This is a genomic window from Campylobacter sp. 2018MI10, from assembly GCF_018501175.1.
In the GTDB taxonomy this organism is placed as follows: domain Bacteria; phylum Campylobacterota; class Campylobacteria; order Campylobacterales; family Campylobacteraceae; genus Campylobacter_E.
This window is the reverse complement of sequence record NZ_JAHCZD010000007.1, coordinates 50,960-76,023: the sequence shown is the minus strand read 5'-3', so window position 1 is coordinate 76,023 and position 25,064 is coordinate 50,960. Positions and strand designations below refer to the sequence as shown.

Annotated in this window: 23 protein-coding genes and 2 tRNA genes; 22 read left to right on the top strand and 3 right to left on the bottom strand. The window is 28.6% G+C overall.

All coding sequences use genetic code 11. The annotated features are described in order from the left end of the window. Positions 1–96 precede the first annotated feature (96 nt). The 22 genes from KJR01_RS04615 (at position 97) to KJR01_RS04510 (ending at position 20,550) form a co-directional block, all read left to right on the top strand. Positions 97–486, top strand: coding sequence for an NAD(P)H-quinone oxidoreductase subunit 3 (locus tag KJR01_RS04615; RefSeq protein ID WP_214117486.1), 390 nt, complete (start codon positions 97–99; stop codon positions 484–486). Continuing rightward, positions 468–968 carry a NuoB/complex I 20 kDa subunit family protein gene (locus KJR01_RS04610; RefSeq protein ID WP_214117485.1) on the top strand — a complete coding sequence of 167 codons (501 nt, stop codon included), beginning with the start codon at positions 468–470 and terminating at the stop codon, positions 966–968. Before KJR01_RS04615 ends, KJR01_RS04610 begins: the two co-directional genes overlap by 19 nt. Next, entirely contained in the window at positions 968–1,759 is a 792-nt protein-coding gene (locus KJR01_RS04605) for an NADH-quinone oxidoreductase subunit C (RefSeq protein WP_214117484.1), read from the top strand. The genes KJR01_RS04610 and KJR01_RS04605 overlap by 1 nt, the downstream gene beginning before the upstream one ends. Further along, complete coding sequence (nuoD, locus tag KJR01_RS04600) at positions 1,759–2,985, top strand: NADH dehydrogenase (quinone) subunit D (protein ID WP_214117483.1); 1,227 nt, start codon at positions 1,759–1,761, stop codon at positions 2,983–2,985. Before KJR01_RS04605 ends, nuoD begins: the two co-directional genes overlap by 1 nt. Beyond that, positions 2,982–3,209, top strand: a complete 228-nt coding sequence (locus tag KJR01_RS04595) for an NADH-ubiquinone oxidoreductase subunit E family protein (protein WP_214117482.1) — start codon at positions 2,982–2,984, stop codon at positions 3,207–3,209. Before nuoD ends, KJR01_RS04595 begins: the two co-directional genes overlap by 4 nt. Then, entirely contained in the window at positions 3,206–3,853 is a 648-nt protein-coding gene (locus KJR01_RS04590) for a hypothetical protein (protein ID WP_214117481.1), read from the top strand. The genes KJR01_RS04595 and KJR01_RS04590 overlap by 4 nt, the downstream gene beginning before the upstream one ends. Then, positions 3,843–6,248 carry an NADH-quinone oxidoreductase subunit G gene (locus KJR01_RS04585; protein WP_214117480.1) on the top strand — a complete coding sequence of 802 codons (2,406 nt, stop codon included), beginning with the start codon at positions 3,843–3,845 and terminating at the stop codon, positions 6,246–6,248. The genes KJR01_RS04590 and KJR01_RS04585 overlap by 11 nt, the downstream gene beginning before the upstream one ends. Then, positions 6,241–7,236: an NADH-quinone oxidoreductase subunit NuoH gene (nuoH, locus tag KJR01_RS04580; RefSeq protein ID WP_214117479.1), complete on the top strand. Its 996-nt coding sequence runs from the start codon at positions 6,241–6,243 to the stop codon at positions 7,234–7,236. Before KJR01_RS04585 ends, nuoH begins: the two co-directional genes overlap by 8 nt. 9 nt (positions 7,237–7,245) lie before the next feature. Continuing rightward, positions 7,246–7,917 carry an NADH-quinone oxidoreductase subunit NuoI gene (gene nuoI / locus KJR01_RS04575; protein ID WP_214117478.1) on the top strand — a complete coding sequence of 224 codons (672 nt, stop codon included), beginning with the start codon at positions 7,246–7,248 and terminating at the stop codon, positions 7,915–7,917. Further along, the gene (locus tag KJR01_RS04570; RefSeq protein ID WP_214117477.1) at positions 7,910–8,419 is read left to right on the top strand and encodes an NADH-quinone oxidoreductase subunit J; all 510 of its coding nucleotides are present in this window, start codon (positions 7,910–7,912) and stop codon (positions 8,417–8,419) included. Before nuoI ends, KJR01_RS04570 begins: the two co-directional genes overlap by 8 nt. After that, a complete protein-coding gene (gene nuoK / locus KJR01_RS04565) occupies positions 8,416–8,694 on the top strand; it encodes an NADH-quinone oxidoreductase subunit NuoK (protein WP_214117476.1) in 279 nt (92 codons plus the stop codon). Before KJR01_RS04570 ends, nuoK begins: the two co-directional genes overlap by 4 nt. Beyond that, positions 8,685–10,490, top strand: coding sequence for an NADH-quinone oxidoreductase subunit L (gene nuoL / locus KJR01_RS04560; protein ID WP_502756448.1), 1,806 nt, complete (start codon positions 8,685–8,687; stop codon positions 10,488–10,490). The genes nuoK and nuoL overlap by 10 nt, the downstream gene beginning before the upstream one ends. Then, complete coding sequence (locus tag KJR01_RS04555) at positions 10,483–11,859, top strand: complex I subunit 4 family protein (RefSeq protein ID WP_214117474.1); 1,377 nt, start codon at positions 10,483–10,485, stop codon at positions 11,857–11,859. The genes nuoL and KJR01_RS04555 overlap by 8 nt, the downstream gene beginning before the upstream one ends. Positions 11,860–11,868: 9 nt before the next feature. Beyond that, the gene (locus tag KJR01_RS04550) at positions 11,869–13,185 is read left to right on the top strand and encodes an NADH-quinone oxidoreductase subunit N (RefSeq protein ID WP_214117473.1); all 1,317 of its coding nucleotides are present in this window, start codon (positions 11,869–11,871) and stop codon (positions 13,183–13,185) included. After that, entirely contained in the window at positions 13,185–15,506 is a 2,322-nt protein-coding gene (locus tag KJR01_RS04545) for a tetratricopeptide repeat protein (RefSeq protein WP_214117472.1), read from the top strand. Before KJR01_RS04550 ends, KJR01_RS04545 begins: the two co-directional genes overlap by 1 nt. 49 nt (positions 15,507–15,555) lie before the next feature. Continuing rightward, a tRNA-Ser gene (locus KJR01_RS04540) sits at positions 15,556–15,646 on the top strand. A gap of 24 nt (positions 15,647–15,670) precedes the next feature. Further along, positions 15,671–15,747, top strand: a tRNA-Arg gene (locus tag KJR01_RS04535). 64 nt (positions 15,748–15,811) lie between these two features. Continuing rightward, positions 15,812–16,252, top strand: a complete 441-nt coding sequence (locus KJR01_RS04530; RefSeq protein WP_214117471.1) for a DUF3015 family protein — start codon at positions 15,812–15,814, stop codon at positions 16,250–16,252. Next, positions 16,253–18,100: an Lnb N-terminal periplasmic domain-containing protein gene (locus KJR01_RS04525; protein ID WP_214117470.1), complete on the top strand. Its 1,848-nt coding sequence runs from the start codon at positions 16,253–16,255 to the stop codon at positions 18,098–18,100. It begins immediately after the preceding gene. A gap of 179 nt (positions 18,101–18,279) precedes the next feature. Then, entirely contained in the window at positions 18,280–18,870 is a 591-nt protein-coding gene (locus KJR01_RS04520; RefSeq protein ID WP_214117469.1) for an ATPase, read from the top strand. Positions 18,871–18,952: 82 nt separating this feature from the next. Then, the gene (locus tag KJR01_RS04515; protein ID WP_214117468.1) at positions 18,953–20,011 is read left to right on the top strand and encodes an exo-alpha-sialidase; all 1,059 of its coding nucleotides are present in this window, start codon (positions 18,953–18,955) and stop codon (positions 20,009–20,011) included. 2 nt (positions 20,012–20,013) lie between these two features. Further along, positions 20,014–20,550: a hypothetical protein gene (locus KJR01_RS04510; protein WP_214117467.1), complete on the top strand. Its 537-nt coding sequence runs from the start codon at positions 20,014–20,016 to the stop codon at positions 20,548–20,550. 6 nt (positions 20,551–20,556) lie between these two features. Here the strand turns inward: KJR01_RS04510 and KJR01_RS04505 are convergent, their stop codons facing one another. From KJR01_RS04505 to KJR01_RS04495, 3 genes are read right to left on the bottom strand one after another with little or no spacing between them, the layout of a single operon-like run. Beyond that, positions 20,557–20,997 carry a DUF4878 domain-containing protein gene (locus KJR01_RS04505; RefSeq protein ID WP_214117466.1) on the bottom strand — a complete coding sequence of 147 codons (441 nt, stop codon included), beginning with the start codon at positions 20,995–20,997 and terminating at the stop codon, positions 20,557–20,559. A 4-nt stretch (positions 20,998–21,001) separates the two neighbouring features. Further along, positions 21,002–23,038 carry a rhodanese-like domain-containing protein gene (locus KJR01_RS04500; RefSeq protein ID WP_214117465.1) on the bottom strand — a complete coding sequence of 679 codons (2,037 nt, stop codon included), beginning with the start codon at positions 23,036–23,038 and terminating at the stop codon, positions 21,002–21,004. A gap of 43 nt (positions 23,039–23,081) precedes the next feature. After that, positions 23,082–25,010 (bottom strand): cytochrome c3 family protein, encoded by a 1,929-nt coding sequence (locus KJR01_RS04495; RefSeq protein ID WP_214117464.1) that lies wholly within the window; start codon positions 25,008–25,010, stop codon positions 23,082–23,084. Positions 25,011–25,064: the final 54 nt, after the last annotated feature.

Sequence of the window (25,064 nt, the reverse complement as noted above, 5' to 3'; positions counted from 1 at the left end):
TAACCTTAATTGAGAACAAGAAATAATTAAGTTTTTTTCACTATCATTTACGAATTATTTTTTAGTAAATCCAAAAAAATTTTGAAAGGAATTAAAATGTCTAGTTCAGATGTGGATATTCAGTATTTCGGCATTTTAGCAATGTTAGTTATTGCTACAGGCTTATTTTTTGGACTAGTTTTTTTAGCAAAAACAATAGGAAATTCTTTAGCTAGAAAAAATAGAAAAAAATTAGGCTTAGGACCTTATGAGTGCGGACCTTTACCGCAAAAACAAGCAGTTAAAATAAATTCACAATTTTTTATTTTTGCTTTAATTTTTATCTTGTTTGATATAGAAGTTGTTTTTATGTATCCTTGGGCTTTAATGTATAAGCAATTAGGACTTTTTGCATTGATTGAAATGGTTTGTTTTTTTGTTTTACTTTTAGTTGGTTTTATCTATGCGTATAAAAAAGGAGCGTTACAATGGCAGAGCATCAATTAAACACAAATGGAATGCCAATAGCTTTAACTTCGGTAGATAAGTTAGTTGGTTGGGGTCAAAGTAACTCTTTATGGGCATTTTCTTATGGTCTTGCTTGTTGTGCTATTGAGATGATGGCTGGTGGTGGTTCAAGGTATGATTTTGATAGATTTGGAACTATTTTTAGAGCAAGTCCAAGACATAGCGATGTAATGCTTGTAGCTGGAACTCTTAGTAAAAAACATGCAGAATTTACAAGAAGATTATACGATATGATGCCTGATCCAAAGTGGGTTATATCTGTTGGTAGTTGTGCAAACACTGGTGGTATGTTTAATACTTATTCAACGGTTCAAGGTGTTGATAGGATAGTTCCTGTTGATATTTATGTTCCTGGTTGTGCTCCACGCCCTGAAAGTTTTCAGTTTGCTTTAATGATACTTCAAAAGAAAATTAGAAAAGAAAAAATATCTAAAAAAATAGCAGCAAAAAGGTTGGTGTAATGAGAGAATATAAAGACAAGATTAATGCGCAAAAGCAAGACTACTACAAAGATAGATTTTATCACGCACCACAAACTACTAAAATTGATATAAAAGGTAGTGAATTTGAATATTTATTTGATGAGTTTAATAATAATTTTTCTGTTTTAAATTCTTTTATTGAGCTTGATATTGCAGTTTTTATAATCAATAAAGAAGATAATTTAAAGGCTTTAAGAAAGGCTAAAGATTTAGGTTTTACAACTTTTACTGAATTGATTTGTTCTGATTATTTAGCTAAAGATAATTCTTATGAAGTTCAATATCTTTTATTAAATATAAATAAAAAACAAAGACTTAGAATAGTTACAACCTGTAAGGCAGATGAAACTATTGAAAGTGGAGTTTGTGTATTTAAGGGTTTAAATTGGTCTGAAAGAGAAGCTTATGATATGTTAGGTGTAAATTTTATTAATCACCCTAATTTAAAAAGACTATTAATGCCTGATGATTGGTTTGATTATCCGCTTAAAAAATCTTATCCTTTAGAAGGAGATGAATTTGCCAAATGGTATGAAATAGATAGAATTTTTGGTAAGGAATATCGTGAAGTTGTAGGGCCTGAAAATCGTGATTCAGGAAGAGTTGATTGTAATGATACAAATAATTTTTCTAGAATTTATCACGAAGTTCCAAAAGGAGCTGAGCCTATTAGTATTGCTTATAAACAAGAATATCAAGAAGATGAAGGCGTAATGTTTGTTAAGAAAGTTAAGCGTGCTGATTCAAAATTCATAGAAGGAAGAAGATAATGCAAATACCATCAAAGTTAAAACCTTATTATGAAAATGTAGCCTTTAGTAAAGAAGATGGCAGAATGATTATAAATCTTGGTCCTCAGCACCCAAGCTCACACGGAAACTTAAGATTAGTGTTAGAGCTTGATGGGGAAAAAGTAGTTAAATGCACTCCAATGATTGGTTATATGCATCGTGGTATGGAAAAAATGGCTGAAAATATGATTTATCAAGAATTTATTCCAACTACTGATAGAATGGATTATGTAGCAGCAAGTGCAAATAACTATGCTTATGTAGCAGCTGTTGAGAAGCTTTGTGGTTTAGAAATTCCTAGAAGAGCTCAAATCATTAGAATGATGTTATTAGAATTAAATAGACTTGCCAGTCATTTATTATGGCTTGCAACTCACGCACTTGATATTGGAGCAATGACTGTATTTTTATATTGCTTTAGAGAGCGTGAATATGTTATGGATTTAATAGAAAAATATTGTGGTGCAAGACTTACGCATTCATCTATGAGAATAGGTGGTGCAATGCTTGATTTACCAGCTAATTTCACTCAAGAATTATTAGCATTTTGTGATAAATTCCTAAACGATGTAAAAGATTATGAAACCTTACTTGATGATAATAGAATTTGGCGTCTTAGAACAGAAGGCGTTGGGGTTGTTACAAAAGAACAAGCATTAAGCTGGGGTTGTAGCGGAGTAATGCTTCGTGGAAGTGGAATTGAATGGGATATTAGAAAAGAAGAGCCATATTTACTTTATAATGAAGTTCAATTTGGTGTTCCTTTTGCAAACCAAGGAGATACTTACGCAAGATATAAATGCTATATGCAAGAGTTTCGTGAGAGTGTAAAAATACTTAGACAATTAGTGCCTATGTATAGAGAGAGTTCTCCTGAATTAATTTGCAACAATAAAGAATTTGTAAGTGCAAGTAAAGAACAAATTATGACCCAAAATTATTCTTTAATGCAGCATTTCGTATTAGTTACTCAAGGTCTTCGCCCACCTGTTGGAGATGTATATGTGCCAACAGAAAGTCCTAAAGGAGAGCTTGGATATTTTATTAAAAGTGATGGTTCAACTAGACCTTATCGTCTTAAAGCTAGAACTCCTAGTTTTTGGCATTGTTCGTTTTATGAAGAGCTTTTGGTTGGAACTTATGTGGCTGATGTTGTGGCTATTATGGGTTCAACAAATATTGTTTTAGGGGAGATTGATAGATGAGAAGAATTGACCTTAGAAAAAGTAAAGATTTATTTGCTGATTTAAAAACTCATATTGATAATGCTAAAGCTAATGAAGTTTTGGTTGTTTTATTTGAAATCGGAGATTTTTCTAATATTGATAAATCTTATGAATTTGTAGCTAATAATAATTGTAAGATGATGAACTCACTTAAGTTTAATCAAAGTGATTGGACTATAGTTATTAAAAAGGAAGCAAAATGAAAATATTAAGCTTCTTAAATTATGCAAGTAAAGAAGTCTTAAGTCATTTTAGCCAAGATAAAATAGTAAATATCGGTAGTTTTTACGATGAGAGATTAAAACAAAAATTTTATAAATGCGAACTAGGAACCGAAAGCTATGTTTTAGCATTGTTTTGCACTATGCTTAATTTAAGCGAATTTGATATAGGCGAACTTAGTGCTGAGAGTTGTTTTGGAGAAGAAGAAGCTAGTGAGATTTTAGAGTTTTTAAAGAGTGCTGATTTAATTTTATTAGATAGTAATTTGCTTTATCATAAAGACAAAAATATATATTATTTTGCAAGTAAATTGGCTAAACATTTTGATTTAAAACTTATGTTTGATTATGAATTAAAAGATGTTGAGTTGGTTGAATTAGATGATAATAATGGGCTTATTTTATATGAATGTTTAGATAATGATGATTTTATAGTAAGTCCAGCTTTTGCAAATCTTGCAAAAATTAAAGAATTTGATTTAGTAGAAATTAAAACAAAAACTAAAACATTAAAAAAGAAAGTAAAAATTGATAATAGTTTAAAAGGATTATTTGCATTAAGTAAAAAAGATAATGCTTATGCGTTTAGTCCTTGTGTGGTTAAAGGAGTAAGCAATGAAAATTAACATTAATGGTAAAGAATGCTTAGCTAATGATGGCGATTATGTTTTACAAGTTGCTCGTGCTAATGATATTTTCATACCTGCAATTTGCTATTTAAATGATTGCAGCCCAACTTTAGCTTGTAGAATGTGTATGGTTGAAATTGATGGCAAACGCTCATACGCTTGTAATACTAAAGTAAAAGATGGAATGCAGGTATTAAGCAATACTAAAGAATTATGGGACGAAAGAAATGCTATTATGCAAACTTATTGCATAAATCACCCATTACAATGCGGAGTTTGTGATAAAAGTGGAGAATGTGAATTACAGAATTTCACGCATAAAGCACAAGTAGATACTCAAAATCATTGGATAAAAGAAATAGATAGAAGACATCAAGATTGGGGTGCTTTACAATATGACCCAAGTCTTTGTATAGTTTGTGAAAGATGTATTACCGTATGTAAGGACAAAATCGGAGATAGTGAGTTAAAAACTATAGCTCGTGGTGGAGATGCACCTGATAAAGATTTTAAAGATACTATGAGTAAAGATGCTTATGCAGTTTGGACAAAATTTCAAAAATCACTAATAGCTCCACAAAATGGAACGACTTTAGATTGTCAAGAATGTGCTGAGTGTGTTAGCGTTTGTCCGACTGGTGCAATTATTAATAAGAATTTTCAATATCGCTCAAATGCTTGGGAACTTACTCGCATACCTGCTAGTAATCCACATAGTAGTGATTGTGAGCTTATGTATTATGATGTTAAACAAAAAAGTATTAAAGATAATACTAAGATGGTTTATAGAGTTTCAAATGATTTTCATTTTACTACTTTAAATAAGGCTGCAAGATTTGCTTATGATATAGCAAGCGATTGTAAAGGTAAAGATGAAGTAGAGTTTAATCGCTTAGTATCGTTGTTTAAAGATAATAAAATTAAAAATGTGAAATTTAATAGCTATATAACAAATGAAGAAGCATATATTTTAGAATTACTTAGACAAAAATATGGCTTTAATTTAGTAAATAATGAAGCTTTATGTTTTCAAGATTTCTTAAAGACTTTTTGCGCTCATTCAGGTAGTTTTTATAATGCAAGTAGTGATGATGTTAAAAAATCTGATTTTATCGTAATTGCAGGAAGTTTTTTAAGACACGATAATCCTACTTTATCTTATAAGGTAAATAATGCAATTGTTATGAATAAGGGTGCTGGACTTTATTTTCATCCTATTAAAGATACAAAATTTTCAAAAATTGCTAAGAATTTCGTAAGTGTAAATTGTGATTATGGTAAAGAAGCTCAAGTTTTAGAATTTATTTTACAATATTTTGCAAAAGACTTGCCGCAGGATTTAGCATATATCAAAGATGCTTTTTATGAAGAACAAATTGAAGTAGAAGTTAAAAGTAAAGATGCTGAAGGCAATGAGATTAAAGAGAAAAAGCAAGAAACAATCAAAAAATCAAGCCTAGCTAAAGAATTAGGATTTGATGAAGATAAATTAAAAGATTTATTACTTAAAAAAGCTAATTTTACTTTAATTATCGGAAATGATTATTTTTACCATGAAAATGCAAAATATTTAGCGTATTTACTTGCAAATATTCAAAAATTAACTGATTTTAAAGTTATGTTAATCCCACCACGCACTAATACTTTAGGTGTAAGTTTATTGTGTAAATTAAGTAAAGCTAGTGATGGTTTTACGCTAGGATATAATGAGCGTGGAGATTTCTCATTCTCAAATGATGAGCATAATAATCTTGCTAGTTCAAATCTACTTGAGCAAGAAGGAACATTTGTAAATTATGATAAAAGGCTTGTTCCTACGAATGCTGCACTTAAATTTAAAGGATATTATTTAAATGATTTAGCAAATGCTCTTGGATTAGATGCACTTTATACGATTGAATATACAGAGCAATTACCTAAAGATAAAGGCTTTTTAAATATTGCTTTTGATGATTTGACAAATCATTATGATAATGCAGGAAATAATCATCGTGGGTATTTAATTGATACTTGTGAGTTTGTAAAGAATTTAAAACAAGATAATCAAATTCCACAAAATATAAAATCAACTTGCGAATGTAAAAAAGATGATATTGTAATACTTGCAAATCCAATTGGAAATCTATCAAAATATACTAATAAATCAAGCTTTTTTAACGAATGTGCTTCACTTTACGCAAGTAAAGATTATCTAGCTAAACATAATTTAAAAGAAAATTCTATGGTTAAGATTTATGATGATAAAGATGAAATTATTATAAAAGTAGTTTTAGATAAGAATATTGAAAATGGTGCTTATTTACCTACTTTTGATGATAAGATTAATCCTTATAAATTCTTTAAAACAAGACGCTACTATGCGTTAAATATAAAGGAAATTAGCTATGAGTGAGACTATGTTTTTTATAATCGTTACGCTGATTAAATGTCTTTTAGTAATTGCAATTTTTGCTTCATTAGCTGGATTTGCAACTTATTTAGAAAGAAAGGTTTTAGGTTATGTTCATAGAAGACTTGGGCCTGATATGGTAGGACCTGCTGGTGTTTTACAAATTGTTCCTGATATGATTAAATTATTTACAAAAGAAGATTTAATCCCATATATGACAAATAGTAAAGTATTTAAAGTAGCTCCTTTAGTATCAGCAATTTGTGCTTTTATGGCTTTTGCTGCTGTGCCGATTTTTCCTGAATTTACATTATTTGGGCATACGATAAAACCAATTATTGCTGATGTAAATATAGCGGTTTTATACATTGCTGGATGCTCATCACTTTGTGCTTATGCTATATTTTTAGGTGGTATGTCAAGTTCTAGTAAATATCCTTTAATAGGTGGTGCTAGGGGGCTTGTTACTATCATATCTTATGAAGGCGTTAGTGGTCTTTGCTTATTAGCTGTTGTTTTATTAACTGGTTCTATGAGCTTAGTTGATATTAACGCTTATCAAGAAGGTGGAATTTTATCTTGGTTAGTATTTAAACAACCAATTGCATTTGTTTTATTTACAATAGCAATTTTTATTGAAACAAACAGAACTCCTTTATGTCTAGCAGAAAACGACCCTGAATTGGTTGCAGGTTATGGCACTGAATATAGTGGTCTTCGCTGGGGAATGTTTTTTATAGGTGAATACGCTAGTATGATTTTAGGCTCAATTTTGATTACTTTATTATTTTTAGGTGGATATAACGATTTTTATTTCATACCAGGCGCTATTGCTATGATTTTAAAAATATGCTTTGTATTTTCTTGGTATTTTTGGGCTAGGGGGACTTTCCCACATTTAAGGGCTGATCAAGTTATGAGAATGAGCTATTTGATATTATTACCTGTTGCGGGTGCGAATTTAATCATAACTGCGTTATTGGCTTTATAAGGAGAATATATGAAAAAATATTATGTAGTAGATGAAAAAAGAAAATTAATTCTTACTCCTTATGAAAAATTTATAAGAAGTGTTAAAAGATGTTTAAATACTGATTTAATCAGCGGTTTAGCATTTATAATTAATGAAACCTTAAAAAGGGGTAATTCAGCAACTATTAAATATCCAATGGAAAAAATCAAATTAGATAATCGTTATCGTGCTGTGCATAGATTGCAAAGATTTATTGAAAGCGAAAATGAACGCTGTATTGGTTGTGGGTTGTGTGAAAAAATTTGTATTTCAAATTGTATTAGAATGGAGACAAAATTAGGCGATGATGGTAGAAAATTAGTAAGTAATTATTCTATTAATCTTGGTCGTTGTATTTATTGTGGATTTTGTGCTGAAGTCTGTCCTGAACTTGCTATCGTGCATGGTGTTGAATATGAAAATGCAGCAGAGCAAAGGTCATATTTCGCACATAAAAAAGATATATTAACTCCAATTGATAATCTAATTAATCAAGTTGAATTTGAAGGTGCTGGAAGTTTAAGAGCTGATGCTGATGATTTTGTAAAGGTTACACCAAATTATTATGATGTAATGAAAGCAAGAGAAAGTGAAGCTTCAATTTCAAATTCTAGCGATACAAAAGAAGATAAAACGAATAAAGAGGCAAAAGATGTTTGAGTTAATTATATTTTATATTTTCGCTGCTTTAGTTGCGGGATTTTTTATAATTGCGGTAAGTTCTAAAAATATTTTATATTCTCTTAGCTCTCTTGCTTGTGGAATGGTATTTTTAAGCGCTCATTATTTTTTATTAGGAGCAGAGTTTTTGGGTGCTGCTCAAATTATAGTATATAGTGGTGCTGTTTTAGGGCTTTATAGTTTTGCTATGATGTTTTTTGATTTAAGCAAAGAATTAAAAGAAAAGCTAAAACATAAAAAAACTTTTTTTAGTTTAAGTATTTTAGCGAGTGTTCTTATGATAATTATGACTTTAGGATTTAAGTTAAATTTATCTCAATCAAGTTTATTGGTTAGTGAAGAGCTTGAAAATACTCGTAGTTTAGGGATTATTTTATTTACAAAATACCTTTTAGCTTTTGAGATAGTTGCAGTGGTTTTACTAATGGTAATAATAGCAGCTATTGTGCTAGTAGCAAAGAAGATAAAGGAAGAACAATGAATTATTTATTATTATCAATTGTATTGTTTTTGATTGGTTTAGTAGGAGTATTAAAAAGACAGAATTTAATAATGTTTTTTATATCTACTGAAATAATGTTAAATGCTGCAAATTTAGCTTTTGTAGCAATTTCAAAAATGCACAATGCTTTAGATGGGCAAGTTTTTGCTATTTTTATTATGGCAATAGCAGCTTGCGAAGTAGCTATTGGGCTTAGCTTTTGTGTGATTAAATATAGACGCGATAAAAGTCTAGATTTTGGAGAGTGCAAATGAGTTTATTATGTGTTTTATTTTTACCATTATTAAGTGCAATTTTTGCAGGAATTTATTCTTTTTCTCCAAAAAATAAAGTAATAGGTTATTTTTGTTCTTATTTAATGCTTTTAGCTTGTATTTTTGCTTTTATATCTTTATATTATTTAGCAGATAAGAATTTGTATATTAGTTTGGGTCATTGGATAGGAATTTTAAATGTTAATTTCGGCTTTTTAATAGATTCTGTTAGCCTTACTATGATGTGCGTTGTAACATTAGTTGCTACTTGTGTGCATTTTTATAGTATTTATTATATGGAGCACGATGAAGGTTTTAATAAATTCTTTGCATTTTTAGGCTTATTCGTATTTTGTATGCTAATTTTAGTAATGAGTGATAATTTCTTATTACTATTTGTTGGATGGGAAGGCGTTGGTCTATGCTCTTGGTTATTAATCGGCTTTTGGTATCAAAATGAAAAATTCTCATTAGCAGCAAATGAAGCTTTTATTATGAATAGAATAAGCGATTTTGCAATGCTTTTAGGAATATTTTTAATATATTTTAATTTCGGAACTTTAAGTTATAAAGAAGTATTTGCTATATTAAGCTTTCACGAAATGTTAAATCCTAATTTATTAACTTTAATTGCTGCTTTACTATTTGTTGGTGCTATGGGTAAATCAGCTCAATTTCCATTCCATACTTGGCTAGCAAATGCGATGGCAGGTCCAACACCAGTTTCAGCATTAATCCACGCTGCTACGATGGTAACTGCTGGTGTTTATTTGGTAATTCGCTCTCACGATTTATTTTCGCAAGTTCCAAATGTAAGTTATTTTATAGCTTGTTTAGGTGCTTTTGTAGCTTTATTTGCTGCTTCAATGGCAATTGCTGCAAAAGATTTAAAAAGAATTGTGGCATTTTCTACACTTTCTCAACTTGGATATATGTTCGTAGCTTGTGGTTTAGGAGCTTATAAAATAGCATTATTTCATTTAGTAACTCACGCATTTTTTAAAGCATTATTATTCTTAGGTGCTGGAAATATTATGCACGCAATGCACGATGAATTAAACATTTACAAAATGGGTAAATTGTATAAACCTATGAAAGTTACAGCAGTTTTAATGATAATTGCAAGTTTAGCTTTAAGTGGTATTTATCCATTCGCAGGATTTTTCTCAAAAGATAAGATTTTAGATTTTGCATTTGTAATAGAGCATTTTGGCTTATATTCTGTTTTATTATTTACAGCGTTTTTAACAGCGTTTTATAGTTTTAGACTATTAATGATGGTATTTTTTGCTCCAAAAAATCACACAATCCATCCACACGAAGCAAAACCTATAGCATTAATTGCAATGCTACCTTTAGCAATATTAGCAATTATTGCAGGTTTTTGGGATAGTCAATTCTTTGAATTTATTAGAATTCCTATGCAAGAATTACACCATAATTATGTATTAATTGCTATTTCTTTAGTGGTTGCTATAGTAGGAATAGTTTTAGCTATAGTAGTTTATAAAAATGGTGCAAAAGAAACTTGCAATTGTAAATATAAAAAGCTTTTAGAAAATGAATATTACATACCTAAATTATATGAGATTATTTTCATACAACCTTATAAATGTTTAGCTAAAGTATTAACAGGATTTGAAGAAGGTCTATATTCATTTATTTTTGAATGTCCTAAAAAGCTTTTAAATCTTGTTTCTTGTGAGAACAAAAACAATAACTTAACTCTTCACATTGTGTTTATTTGTGCATTTTGTGTGTTTTTACTTTTAACAATGGTGGTGATATATGCTTAGTTTATTGATATTTTTACCTTTAATTTTTGGGGTTAGTGCATATTTTATAAATGATAAGGCTTCTAAAATTAGCGGAATTTTATTTTCTTTTATAATTTTATGCCTTAATTATTATGTGATAATTGATGAAATTCATACATTTAACTATACTTTAATAAAAGCTTTTAATTTTGGGATTAATTTAAAAGCTGATGAGATAGCATTTACTTTAGCTTTTGTTGCAAATTTAATGCTATTTTTGTCAATGTGCTTTTTTTCTAAACAAACAAAAGACTTTTTAATAAGTGCTATGATTTTAAGTGCTTGTATGAATGGTTTATTTTTAGCAAATGATGCTTTATTATTTTATATTTTTTGGGAAGTTTCATTATTTCCACTTTTATATTTAATGGTTAAAAACAATGAAGCAAAACTAGCTAGGTCATTTTTTGTATTTGCATTTTTAGGCTCAATTTTTATGCTACTTGCTATGATTTATCTAGCTTATAATGCAAGAGTTAATGATGCGATTTTAAATTTTGATATTAGTTATTTCTCAACTACAAATTTAAGTCCTATTGAAAATACTTTATTATTTATAGGATTTTTCTTAGCATTTGCTATAAAAGCTCCTATTTTTCCATTTCATAGTTGGGCTATTAAAACTTATTCAAAAGCACCTAATTTTGTTTCTGTAATGCTTGCAAGTTTTAAAATGGCGCCTTTTGGAATGATTAAGTTTTGCCTTCCTTTATTTGCTGTTAGCATTAATGAATTTAGTGGGATAATTTATACATTATGTATAATTTCAGCAATTTATGCAGCACTTCTAGCAAGCAATGCGAAAAATTATAAAGAATTAAGTGCAATGAGTTCAATATCACACTTAGGAATTATTTGTTTAGGTATTTTTTCTATGCATCCAATTGCTTTAAGTGGAGCTGTTGTTTATATGGTAGCTCATGCTATTGTAAGTGGGGCAATGTTTTTTTACGCTGAAATTTTAAAAGATAATTACAAAACTTATAATCTAAGTGAGTTAAAGGGCTTAGCTAAACATATGCCTTATTTGACATTTATTTTTGGAGTTTTATTATTTTCATCAATTTCTTTACCACTTACTATAAGCTTTGCAGGTGAGTTTTTGGTTCTTTATGGAGTATTTGCAGCTAGTAAGATGGCTGGAGTTTTTGCTACTTTAGTTGTGATACTTGGAGCTGTTTATATGTTAAATATGTTTAGAAATAGCTTTTTAAGTAAAGAAAATGAAGCTAAAGACATAAAGGTTAGTTTATCTAAGATAATAATTTTATCTTTCATAGCTTTGATTATAATTGTATTTGGAGTAAATCCTAATATAATTTTAGATTATATCAACTTTGCGGTATAAGGAGATAGAATGCAACTTGATTTAAATGTATTACTTATTTTACCTGAACTTGCTTTGATAGTTTTTGCTTGTTTTATATTGGTTGCTAATTTATTTTATAAATTTGATTTAAGAGCTTTAAAAGGGCTTAGTATTGTGGCTTTAATAATTGCTATTATTTGCCAATTTAATTGCCCTTATGATGAGAGTTTTTTTGATTTATTTATATTTGATAATTTAGCAAAATATTCAAGTATATTAATCAATCTATCAGCTATTTATTTTCTACTTGCTAATAAAAGAGCTGATGAAGGTGAGTTTTTTGCATTATTTTTAATGATGATAGCTTGTTTAAATTTTATGGTAAGCACTAATAATTTAATAGTAGCTTTTATAACTCTTGAAGGCTCTTCTTTAGCACTTTATAGCTTAATAGCGTTTAAGAAAAAAGCAATTGAAGGTGCTATTAAATACTTTAATTACGGAATGCTAGGCTCAGCATTTTTTGCTATGGGTTCTGCAATGTATTATTTTGATAGTGCAAGTTTAGAACTAAACTCATTAGCTACAATTAGCACGGCTAGTATTTTAGCCTTTGTTATGATAGGAATTACAATATTATTTAAATTATCAGTAGCACCGCTTCATATGTGGCTTAAAGATGTGTATTTAAAGGCTGATTCAAGTTTAGCTGGATTTATTTCAATAGTTCCAAAAATAGCTATGATGGTATTTGCATATAGATTTATGATTTCATTTGAAAATTTCTTCAATGTAAGTGAGATTATTTTAATTATTGCTTGTGCTTCTATGCTTTTTGCTAGTGTTATGTCATTAAAGCAAGATAATGCAAAATCAATGTTAGTATATAGCTCTGTTTCACATTCATCTTTTGCTTATTCAACCCTTGCATTTTTTCATTTATCAAGCCAAATGTTTTTATATTATTTTTTAACATTTGCATTTGTAAATATCGCATTATTTATGTTTTTAGGTGCGTTTAAAGACACAAATTATGAGAATTTAAAAGGGGTGTTTAAGAAATATCCTTTATTAGGAATTTGTATTGTTGTGTTATTGTTAAATCTTGCAGCATTGCCACCATTTGGCGTATTTTTTGCTAAGGTTGGTGTAATTAATATAGCTTTAAATGTTAATATTTATGCAGCAATTTGTATGGCACTTAGCTCAATTATTATGCTATTTGCTTATTTAAGATTTATAAAAGCAATTTTTGCAGATAAAGAAATAGGATTTTTATATTTTAATAACGCTCAAAAAATAGTTTTAATTTTAGCAGTTATTGCTTCTTTTGTTGCAAGCGTTGGATTAGATTATATTAAATAATGAAAAAAATATTATTTCTTTGCTTTTGCGTTTATTTATATTCTTTTGAACTATATATAAACTCTGGCAAGGAAATAAATAAAAATATATCAGTTTTACATATTAAAAACAATACCGATATAACTTGTGATAAATTACAAGATGAGAATTTAAAACCTTATTTTAAATGTAGTGTGAAGGGTAAATCAAGGTTATTATCAAATCAAGATTTAACCTTATTCAAATTAGAATTTAAAAATTCAAAAGATACTTTAGATATATATATTTACCCTAAAACAAATGTTAGTATTGTTGATAGCGAGCAAAAATTATATGATACTAATGTGGTTTTTGCATCTAGCAAAAAAGTTTCTAAAAATTTTACTTTTATATTTTTTCCATATACTCAAGGAGTGTTAAGTCCTAATGGACTTGATTTTGATGTGATTTTTCCTGATTTGCAAACTCCTTTTATAGAAGGACTTGATTTAGACCAAAATCCTGTAAATATTAGCGATAATAGTGATATTAATTCTTATTTGAGTATTAAAAAATATTACGATAATAAGCAATATAAAGAGCTATTAGATTTATGCAATATGTCTTTAGAAAAATATAAAAATAGTATTTTTATAAGCGAGTTTTATTTGTATAGAATTAGAGCTATGTTTAATTTACTAAATGAAAATACCACTTTAAGCGAAGAAATTATTTCAAGTGCAAAAGATTATGTAAGAGTTTTTCCAAGTGATGAGAATTACACTGAAATATTGCAAATGATGGTAAAAACTTATTTAAAATTAGAACAAAGAAGTGATGCTGAATATTTTATAGATATTTTAAATAACGAGCATCCAAATTCTTATTACACAAAATTGGCAAGTTTAAACTATGCTGATTTTTTACTATCTCACGGCAAAAGAGATGCTGCTACTATTATTTATAATAATATTTTATTTAGTTCAGATGATGCGATTTTGGCTAGTAAAGCTGCAATATCTTTAGCAAAAATCAATATTAGTCATAATAAAGCAAAGGAAGCTAAGGAATTTGTATTAAAAGTCTTTAATGCAAATGAGCAATATTTATTAGAAGATAAGGATAAAACCTTAGGTTTAGCTGATGATTTTTTCAAGGAAAAAATGTATGATATTAGTGCTCCTATTTATGAGTTTTTATTTAAAAATTCAAATAAATTAGACCCTTATTATGAAAGAGTGTTAAAAAATTTAGGTGTTTCTTTAGCTAAAAATAATGATTATAAAAAGGCTGATGAATATTTAAATGAATATAAAAAGCTATTTCCAAATGGCGAATATATGAATATTATTGATGAAACTATTGATAGTTTATATTTTGAAAAAGATGAACAAGATAGCTTCAAATTGCACGAATATTATAATTTTTTAATGGCTAAATATGATAATAACATATCAAAAAGAGCTCTTTATGAAGAAGTAAAATTATTATTTAAAGAGCAAGATTATGAAAAGATTTTAAAACTAGAAAAGAAAATAAAAGATAGTGAAAATGAAGAGCTAATTTCTTTATATGATAGTAGCTTGATTAATTTATTAAATATTGCATTAGATGATGATGATTGCGATGAAGTTTTAGGATACATAAAAAATAATAATTTTATAAGTGATGAAAAAGTCATTAATAAAATGAAATATTTAGAGTGTTTAGAAAGAAAAAAAGAAAATAAATTAGCTTTAGATTTTGCAATTAAGTTTGAAAATGAAGATTTGGTGTTTTATAAAATCAAACAAGCAAAACTTTTATATTTAAATAAGCAGTATAAAGATGTGGAAAATATAATCAAATCTATTTTAAATAAACGATTTAATATTAAAAAACCAGAATATTTTGAGATATATTATTATTTATCATTATCATTAATTAAGCAAAACAAATACAATGATGCTATTTTTTCATTAAAACAGCTTGAAAAATACGGCAATGGATTAAGATTAGTTGAGGTTTATGACGAATTTTTAAATTACTTTAAAAACAATAATCTTGATATTTCAGCTATTACTTATGGTAAAAAAGCAATTAATATACAAAATTATTTAGGTATTAATTTATATAGTCCTAAGATAGAGTTAATTACTTTAAATGCTTTAATTAATAAAAATAATATAAAAGAAGCTAAAGAAATATTTATAGATTTATATAAATTAAAATTAAGCGAAGAAGAATACAGCAATGCAAAATATTTAGAAGCTAGTATGCTAATTAAAAATAAAGAATTTGAAAAAGCAAAAGAAACTTTAAAAGAATGCAAAAGTGGTGATTGGAAAAATTTATGTGATGAAAAATTACAACTTTTGGAATAATTTAAGCTAAATCTAATTTTTAAAATATATAATATGCGTTTTACTTATTGGACAGATGGGTGAGTGGCTGAAACCACACCCCTGCTAAGGGTGCAGCTCTTAATCGGGGCTCGAGGGTTCAAATCCCTCTCTGTCCGCCACTTTATTTCAAAAACTTATTTTATGCGCTCGTAGCTCAGCTGGATAGAGCATTTGATTGCGGTTCAAAAGGTCAGGGATTCGAATTCCTTCGGGCGCACCATTCATACTCATTGTTAATATATAATTTTATAATTTGTTTTTTTAATACTTTAAAAGGAGTTATAATGAGAAAATTACTTTCTTCATTGGTAGTTGTTGGTGCGATTAGCACTTCTTTATTTGCAGGTGCAAATACTCAAACAGGTTGCGGACTTGGAACTATAATTATTAAAAACCCTGATTCAGCAATTATGTATGCTTTACAAGCTACTACAAACGGAACTTCAGGTAATCAAACTTTTGGTATTACTACAGGAACACTAAATTGCCAAGAAACAAGATTAGTTCATAATGAAAAAGCAATTAATTTCGTAAATGCAAATCTTGACGCCTTATCAAATGAAGCTGCTTTAGGAATGGGCGAGCATTTAGATACTTTAGCTGAACTTTTAGAAGTAAAAGACGCTGATTTATTTAAAGCTAATTTAAGAGCAAATTACTTAGCTATTTATAATTCAAGCGATGTTGTAGGTGCTCAAGTTTTAGATAGAGCTTCTGCTTTATAATTGAAAAAGTTTTTATTTTTATTGTGCTTTTGTATTTTTGCAAAGGCACAAGATAATGAATTATTAAATCTTGATTTTTCTAAATTAAGTATTTCTAAAGATGAGTTTTTAGAAATTATTCAACAAGCTAATCAAAAACAAGTTTTTAACACAATAGAATGGAAAAATCTCCTTCACTTTACAAACAACAAAAGCGAGATAATTAATAAAGAATTTTTTTATTCAAATCAAAGGAATTTAAAATCAGAATTTGAGCTTAATTTATATATGTATTTTTTAAAAAAAGAAATATATTTAGGCAAAAAAGAAGAGTTAAATCAAAAAGATTCTGCTATAACTTTTAGCAATGATAATGATAATTTGCACTTTATTTGCAAGTTTCCTTTAAGGGCAAAATACATAGAAAAATCTCTAAAACTTACTAAAAATCAGGATTTAAATTGTTCTGATTTGAATAATTTCTTAGAATATATTAGCCCTAAATCAATTAGCATAGTTTTTCCAGCTGCTTATTTAAATTCCCCAGCTTCAATGTTTGGGCATACATTTTTGCTAATTAATTCTAATTACAATTCAAGGCTTTTATCTTACGCTATTAATTATGCTGCTGATGTTGATGAAAAAGATGAAAATGGCTTAATGTTTGCCTTTAAAGGTTTGTTTGGCGGATACATTGGTAAGTATTCTTTAAAGCCTTATTATGATATGTTAAAAACATACAAAGATAGCGAAAATAGAGACCTTTACGAGTATGATTTAAAATTAAATGAAGAAGAAGTAAATAGACTGATTTTGCATTTATGGGAGATTAAGGATAGTAGTTCGGTTTATTTGTTTTTTGATAAAAATTGCTCTTATAATATTTTGTGGTTACTTGAGAATGCAAATCCTGATATTAAATTAAGAAATAAATTTATTTATAGCGTAATCCCAAGCAATACTATACAAAAAATCAACGATATTAATCTAATTAGTGATTATCACTATAGAGCATCAAAGTTAAATACCATTTTAAATCAAGCAAAAGATTTGAGTTTTGATGAGATAAATCTAGCAAAAAATATAGCTTTAGGTAAAATTGAGCCAAATTATGATTATTCTATTTTAGCCTTAGCGAACGAGCTTAGTCAGTATTATGCTAGTAAAAATGAGCTTAGTGTAGATGAATACAAAAAAATAACTCATAAAATATCTAGTAATTTATCTCAAAGCAAAATAGCAAAGCTTCCTTTAAAAACTTCAAAAGAAAGCATAATTAAGGCTAATTATCCTAGCAAAATATCATTTGCTTATGATACAAAAAAGAAAGCTTTATTATCAATTAGACCAGCCTTGCACGATATTTATGAAGATGATTTGGGTTTTGATAAAGGTATCGGGATAGAATTTTTAAGCACTACTATTAATTATAATAAAAAGCCTAAATTAGATGAGTTAGTTTTGCTAAGACTTGCAAGTTTAAGTGATTTTAACTATATAAATCATAAGCCAAGTTTTTTGTTTAAACTAGCTTATGATGATGTATTAGATGATAAATTAGCAAATATGGAGCTTTTAGGTGGGATTAGTTTTGTTAATGAGTATTTTTTATTATCATTTTTAAGTGGTTTTAGAGCTTATAAAGATGGTTTGAGCTTTAATAATCAAATAATTACAAGCCTATCTTATAAAGCAAATAAGCTTAGTTTAAGTTATCATAAGAATTTTTATAAGCACGGCTTATTAGAAGATATTTTAAGTATCAAAACTCATTTTAAGATTTATAAAAACACTGCGATTTTTGCTGAATTTCAAAAATATTTTCACAAAAACGAAACATTTAAAATAGGTATAAATTATTATTTTTGATATTTTTTTGGATTTGGAATTTAATTTGATTTTTTTTAAATTCTAAGTATTCGGGTTAGTAATTGTTTTTAAAAATTTATAAAAAGATATAAATAAATATAAAATATTTTTAGTTTTTTATATTAATAAAATTATTTAATTTTTATTATAATTACTTAAAATCTATATAAGGAAAATTTATGATAAATCAACCTATAGTTACTATTTTTGCTGGTGTAAATGGTGCAGGAAAAACCACTTTATATTTTTTAACACTAGAAAAAGGAATAAATTTAGGCTATCGTATAAATGTAGATGAAATAGCTCAAAGTATTGGAGACTATAGAGATAGACAAACTCAAGTTCGTGCCTCAAGAATAGCTATAACAATGCGTAAAGTTTATATAGATGATAAACTTAATTTCAATCAAGAAACTACACTTTGTGGAAAATCTATATTAAATCTATTTGATGAATTAAAAGAGAATAATTACAAAATAAATTTACGCTTTGTAGGGCTTGATAGCCCGCAAACAGCAAAAGAGCGTGTAAAAATACGAGTTAGTAAAGGTGGACATGATATAGAACCGCATTTAATAGATAAAAGATATTACGAAAGTATGCAAAATCTTTTAAAAATTATGCCGTTGTGTGATGAGATTTTGGTTTATGATAACACTAAAAATTATGAATTAATTGCAAAAATAACAAATGGAAAAGTAGATATACAAAAAAATATTGAATGGTTCAATGATTTAATTTCAGAAAAAATAAAACTTCAAAATTATTAATTTATGAATATTAGTTATGATTTTAAAAACCACAAAGGACAAAGATGAAAAAACTCACATTATTTTTATTTAGTTTATTTTTATGGGGGGGGGGTATTTATTAAATAACAAAGATATAAATTTTACTTATTTAACCAAATCAACCAACCACAAAACCCAAACAATCCAAGAACTAAAAAGCATTTCTATACCAATGAAACAAGGTGTATTATCAGCACATTCTTCAAGCACAATATCTCTTAATAATGATTATTTGCTTAGCGTATTTTTTGCAGGCTCTAAAGAAGGTGCAAAAGATGTAGCAATTTATGCGAGTATTTATCAAGGCACAAATTATTTAGAGCCTTTTGCATTAATTACTAGAGAAAAGCTTATGAAAGATAGCAAAGAATATATTAAAAAAATCGGAAATCCAACCTTAGTCAAAACAGATAATAAAATCCATTTATTTGTTGTAGGAGTTAGTTTTGGCGGCTGGGCAAATAGCAAAATATATCATTATATTAGCAGTATTGATACTATTGATTTTAAATTCCAAAAAGTCCTTCATTTAAGCCCTTTTGCAAATATTAGTAATCTTGTAAGAGCTAATGCTATTTATGTTAATTTAGATAAAGAATTTGGCTTTTTACTCCCGATTTATCACGAATTAGCCAATAAATATCCCTTAGCTTTAGTATTTAATAATTCAGGCGAACTTTTAAAAATCAAAAAACTCACTAATGCTAAAGATTTATTTCAGCCAAGTGTCGTTGCTATTAATGATAAACTAGCTTTATTTGCTTTTAGGTCTAGCAAAAGTGCTAATTATGATTTTTATACTATGACTTGTGATAATCTTTTAAACTGCAATGATTTAACAAAAACAAATCTAAAAAATTATGATAATTCTATTAATTTATTCAAAGTAAATAATGATATTTTCTTGCTTTTTAATAGCGATAAAGATGGTTCAAGAAATACTTTAAGCCTTGCTATTATGAAAGATTATAATGATTTTCATAGGATTTTAGATATTGATAAAGGTAAAGAAATGAGCTACGCAAGTGTATTCATTAGCGATAATAAAGCTCATATTACATACACACATAATCGTGATTTTATTCAATACAAACAATTTTTATTTAACAAAAAGGATTAAAAATGCACTTTATTTATACTTTACTTTATTTATCAATTTTTGCAAGTATTTTTCAAAAACTTACAATTAAGAAGAAAATTTTTATATATTTAGCGATAATTTTTTTGACAAATATATCTATATTTAATGGTTTGAGTTTGAATGATTATACTTATAGTATATTTTCTAATCTTAGTATTTTTAGTGTTTTAATTTTGCTATTAATAATTTTTAATCAAGGCAAATTGCTTGATTTTAGGGCTTATGTTTATATTTTTGTTATCAATCTTTTATTTTTTCTATCATTTTTAAATATTATTACTTTTGATATTTATTATGAAAATGGTTTTTTAAATTATTTAATAATTTTTGTAATTTTTATAATTTCGTATTTGCTAAATCAAATTCTATCAATTTTATTTTTGCTATCTTTAGCAATATCTTTTATCTTAGGCATTGATAATATAAATGATTGTTTTTTTGATATTTTTATTTTGATATTTTCATTTTTTCAAGTAATTTTAAAAGCAATTAAAAAGAATTTAAATAAGTCTAGTTAACTAGACTTATTTGACCTTTACAGGATATAAGCTTGGGTATTCATAGATTTTCCACTCGCCATTTTCGTTGTGTAAAATCACATCTTTACTGAATTTATGTTGCTGGATTTTGTAGTTTGTATCTACTTGAACTATTGCTATTTCGCTACTTTTGTTCTTTTTAGTAAAGTTCATTTCTATAGTATCATCATTACCTTTATAATCATAATCTATAAAAATCATATCCTTACCTTTATCTTGAAACTTCTTAAAATAATCCACATTATTTTTACTAGCAAGTAATTTAGCAGCATCACTCATTTTCCCAGCTTCACATAAAAGCACAAAGTCTTTAACCACAGCTTCAGGCTCTTTAGCTTCATTGCCACAAGCACTAAGAATTAGTGCTGCAGCAATTAAACTTGATGCCGTAAAACTTAAAATCATATTAGCATCTTTATTTTTCATACTCTTATCCTATCAACATATCAGCAAAGGCATAAATTATTAAGAACAGAAAAATTAGTCCAGTAAATAACATTAAAAATCCAACAACTCTTGCAAAATAAAAATACTTAGCAAAAGAATTGCTCTCATTTTTAAGTTCGTCTAATTTTCCACTAGCTTTAAGCCTTGCATACCATTCAGGTCTATCGTGCTTTAACTCTTCTTCGGTTAGTTCTCCACTAAAGATAACCATATCCATAGGGAATCTATCAGCTCTAAAGTGAGTATTGAAAAAATGCACCGCAAAAATAAATCCTGTAGCTAAAAGTGCTTCATCAGAATGCACAAGCGTTGCAAGATTTAGCATAAAGCCAGGTAAAATCTTCGTAAATTCAACCGGAAACCACAATACTAAACCACTAAAGCCAATGATAAACATACCCCAAAATACTGCTATATAATCAAATTTTTCCCAGTAAGTAAATCTATCAAACTTAGGTCTTTCGCCTTTTCCAATAAACCATTTAAAATGAGCCACAACATCTCTTAAATCTTGCATTCTAGGCATTAAACTATCAGGTCCAAATAATTTTGCTAAGAATAATTTAAAGCTTAGCTTTCCATTATTATCACGAATAGCATCACGCTTAGTCCAAGAATTATAAACTACTTCAGCAATGTGGCTTAAGAATACTGCAATCATAATAAACGCACTAAAATGGTGTATTTTAGTAGCCATTACAATTCCGCCCATTAAATCAATCATAGTTTGAGCCCAAGGAGCGGTATAGAATTTTTGCGGTAAGCCAGAAAAACTTAATCCTAAAAAGCTTGAAGCTACAAAGAAATGCTGAATTCTATGCAAGGTGCTAAAGCGTTTAATATTTACCTTGTCATTATGCATTTTTTCTTTTGCTGCACGCCACTCATCTTTATATTTAATACTCATATAAATTAGTTTTATACTCCACAAGAATGTGTGTAAGCCAAAGAATGCAAATACTGATATTACAAGTCCTGTCATAAACACATAAGCCCAATAAAGTAAAGGGAAATTCTCTTTATCAGTATGGTCAGCATGAGCTATAAAATCACTAAAGTTATCATTAGCTCCTTCGTGGCATTTTTCACAAGTTTTTATTCTAGTTTCACCATATAAAGTTGATTTTTCATCTTTTGGTTTATGAATGTTATGAGCCCCGTGACAATCAAAACAAGCAGCTATTTTTTTGCTTTCACCATCTTTTGCTAAAACCATAGCCTTTCCGTGGAAAGTTTCGTGATAGTGTTTTTGCTCTTTTTCATGGCAACTTCCACATTTTACATCGCTTAGTTTTTTAACAGCTAAAGAGGTTAATTGTTGTTTATCATGCACATTATGGCAATCCGAACATGATGGAGATTTTTCTCTTGGATTTGTGAATTTATCATGCACACTTCCGCTAAATTCAGCCTTAACTTCTTTATGACAACTAGTGCAGTTTGCATTTACATTGTCTTTATCGTTTGCTAAATCATTGATAATTCCACTAGCACCATGACAATCTCTACAAGCAGGAAGGTTACCAAATCTTAAATTCTTATGTAATTCATCTTTAAAACTACTTACTTCATTTCCTTCGTGCCAACTATTAATATCATGGCTTTTTACAAGTGGTTTTATGCCGCCTTTTTCAATAGGTCTTGCACTAAGAATCCAGCTTTCAATTCCATCTAGCATTACACGAACATTTGTATATCCTAGTTTTTGTGCTTTTAATGCAGCATCGCTACTTGCATAGCACATTCTATTTAAGCAATAAAAAATAATCTTAGCGTCTTTATTGCTAGGCAATAAACTTACCCATTCAGGTGTATTAATAAAAATAGAGCCTTTTAAATAGCCGTATTTTATTCTTTCTTCTTTTGTATTTGCGTCAAATATATATACATCTTTTTTACCTAATTCTTTTTCTACATCAGCCATAGATATAGGAATTACTCCTTCAACTACTGCAAAATCGCCTTCCGATGCAAAAAGGTTAAAGCTTAAAAAGATGGCAAAAATAAGTCTTAGCAACATATTTTATCCTTTCACTAAGGTTAGGATTTTTCCTAACCTTTTATTATTTCTTACCATCTAATAAATCTTGAGCTTGTGCTACATAAACTAATGCTTCATTTATTAGTTTTAGAGCATATTTTGGACCATGAACGCCCCAGCTTCCATCTTTTTCAATTTTTTCATAAATTGCTCTTGCTTCTTTTGTAAGTAGGATAATTTCTGATTTAGTTTTTGTGCTTAGATTATCCATTTTTGCTTGTTCTCTATCAATTTTGCGAATTGCAAGTTCTAGTTTTTTAAAGCCTTCTTTAACAGGTAATTGCCATTCCATAACTTTATCATAGATTTGCTCTTGGTCTGTGAAGTGTAATTCTTTTGGTAAAGTTGATTGCACAGCACTATGGCAACCACTTGCCCCAGGTCCTACTAGATTTACATCACTCCAGCTAGTTCTTCCACAACTCCACATTAAATCCACAAAGAATTTGCCATCTTTTCTAGCAATTGTCCAACCTTTAGTTGTTTGTGGGTCTCTTGGTTTTCCTTCTGGTGGGTTTAGAGTTTTTGCATCTTTATCTACATAAATTTTCCATATATGACTTGCACGAACATTGTCAAATCCACCTTTATCAGGGTTTTGAACGCTTGCAAAGTTTTCACAACTCATCATATTTGGCATATGACAGCCTGTGCAATTATCTTTAGCGTGTGCTCCGCCGTATTTAAACATTTCAGCTTGAGTTTCGTGACAATCACTACAAGTTTTTTTAAGTCCTACTTTTGTATAAGGGTCTTTCCAATCATTTGCAGTAACTTCGTGTGGGTCGTGGCAAGTTGAACATCTCATACCTTTATCATAGTGCATAGTATTATACATTTGTGAGCCTTCAGTTCCACAAGATGGACACGCTGATTTAAAGTAGCTATTAAATGGCTTTCTTGGGTCAATCTTCGCATCTTCGCTATCATAAGCAAATCTTTGATGGCATCTTTCGCAATTACTTGGCATACCAGCACCCCTTGCTCCATAAAGGTGAGCTCCAGCTCCGTGACATTCTTCACAGCTAATTCCTTTAGAAATTGCGTGTTTTCTAAGCTCGTCTTTATTTCCAATTGCTGCTAAGAATTCTTCTTTAGATTTAAAGTCAAATTTAAAGCTATGGCATACTTCACAATATGCAGATGCAGGTTGAAACATCATTTTTTCTTTATAAGTAGAACCATAAGAGTTTATTCCCCAAACGCTTGAAGTTTGTTTGCCAAAATCTTCTAATTTTGTAGGAAAGCCAGGTGAGAATTCAGCGATTTTTTTCGCAACTTCAGGTGTAAGTGATTCAACCCAAAGGCGTGAGAATTGATTACCTCCAGCAACCATTTTACCTGTTCCATCAGCTAATTTTCCATCTTCAATGTGATAAGTTCCACGAACTAACCATTTATCAATAAAACCATATTTTGTTCTAGGAGTTCCTACGATTACAAATACATCATCAGCTTCAACACCTTTTGGTAAAATTGTAGCTTCGCTGCTTCCATACATAGGCTTTTTAGGGTCTCCTCCAGCTTCTTCTAATTCATCAGGAAAACGAATAACTTTTGAGTGGCGTGAGCGATTCCAAGCTTCATATTGAGCAGGGTGACATTCACCACATTTTTTAGGTCCTACGAATTTATTTGGATAATCTAAAATACTTTCCATACCTAGACGATATGTAATTGATGCAGAACGACCTGTGTCTTTTTCATAATTTCCATGCCCACCGAATTCTACGAATTCTTCTTGGCGATTAGAAATAGAATATTTTCCAACTAAATTTCCTTCCTTTTCGTATTTAAACATAGGATGGCGATCTTTTAAGAACTCTATAAAATCAGTTTCTTGATTTACATAATCGTGAAGAGTTCTAGGCTCGATACCATCAGCTTGAGGTGTTATATTATTAGCATATAACATAATACAGGCACTACCTAGTGCTAACAAGCGTTTCATAGCTTTCTCCTTAAAATTAAAATTACAACAATGAAGTTTAATCCAATTTCATTT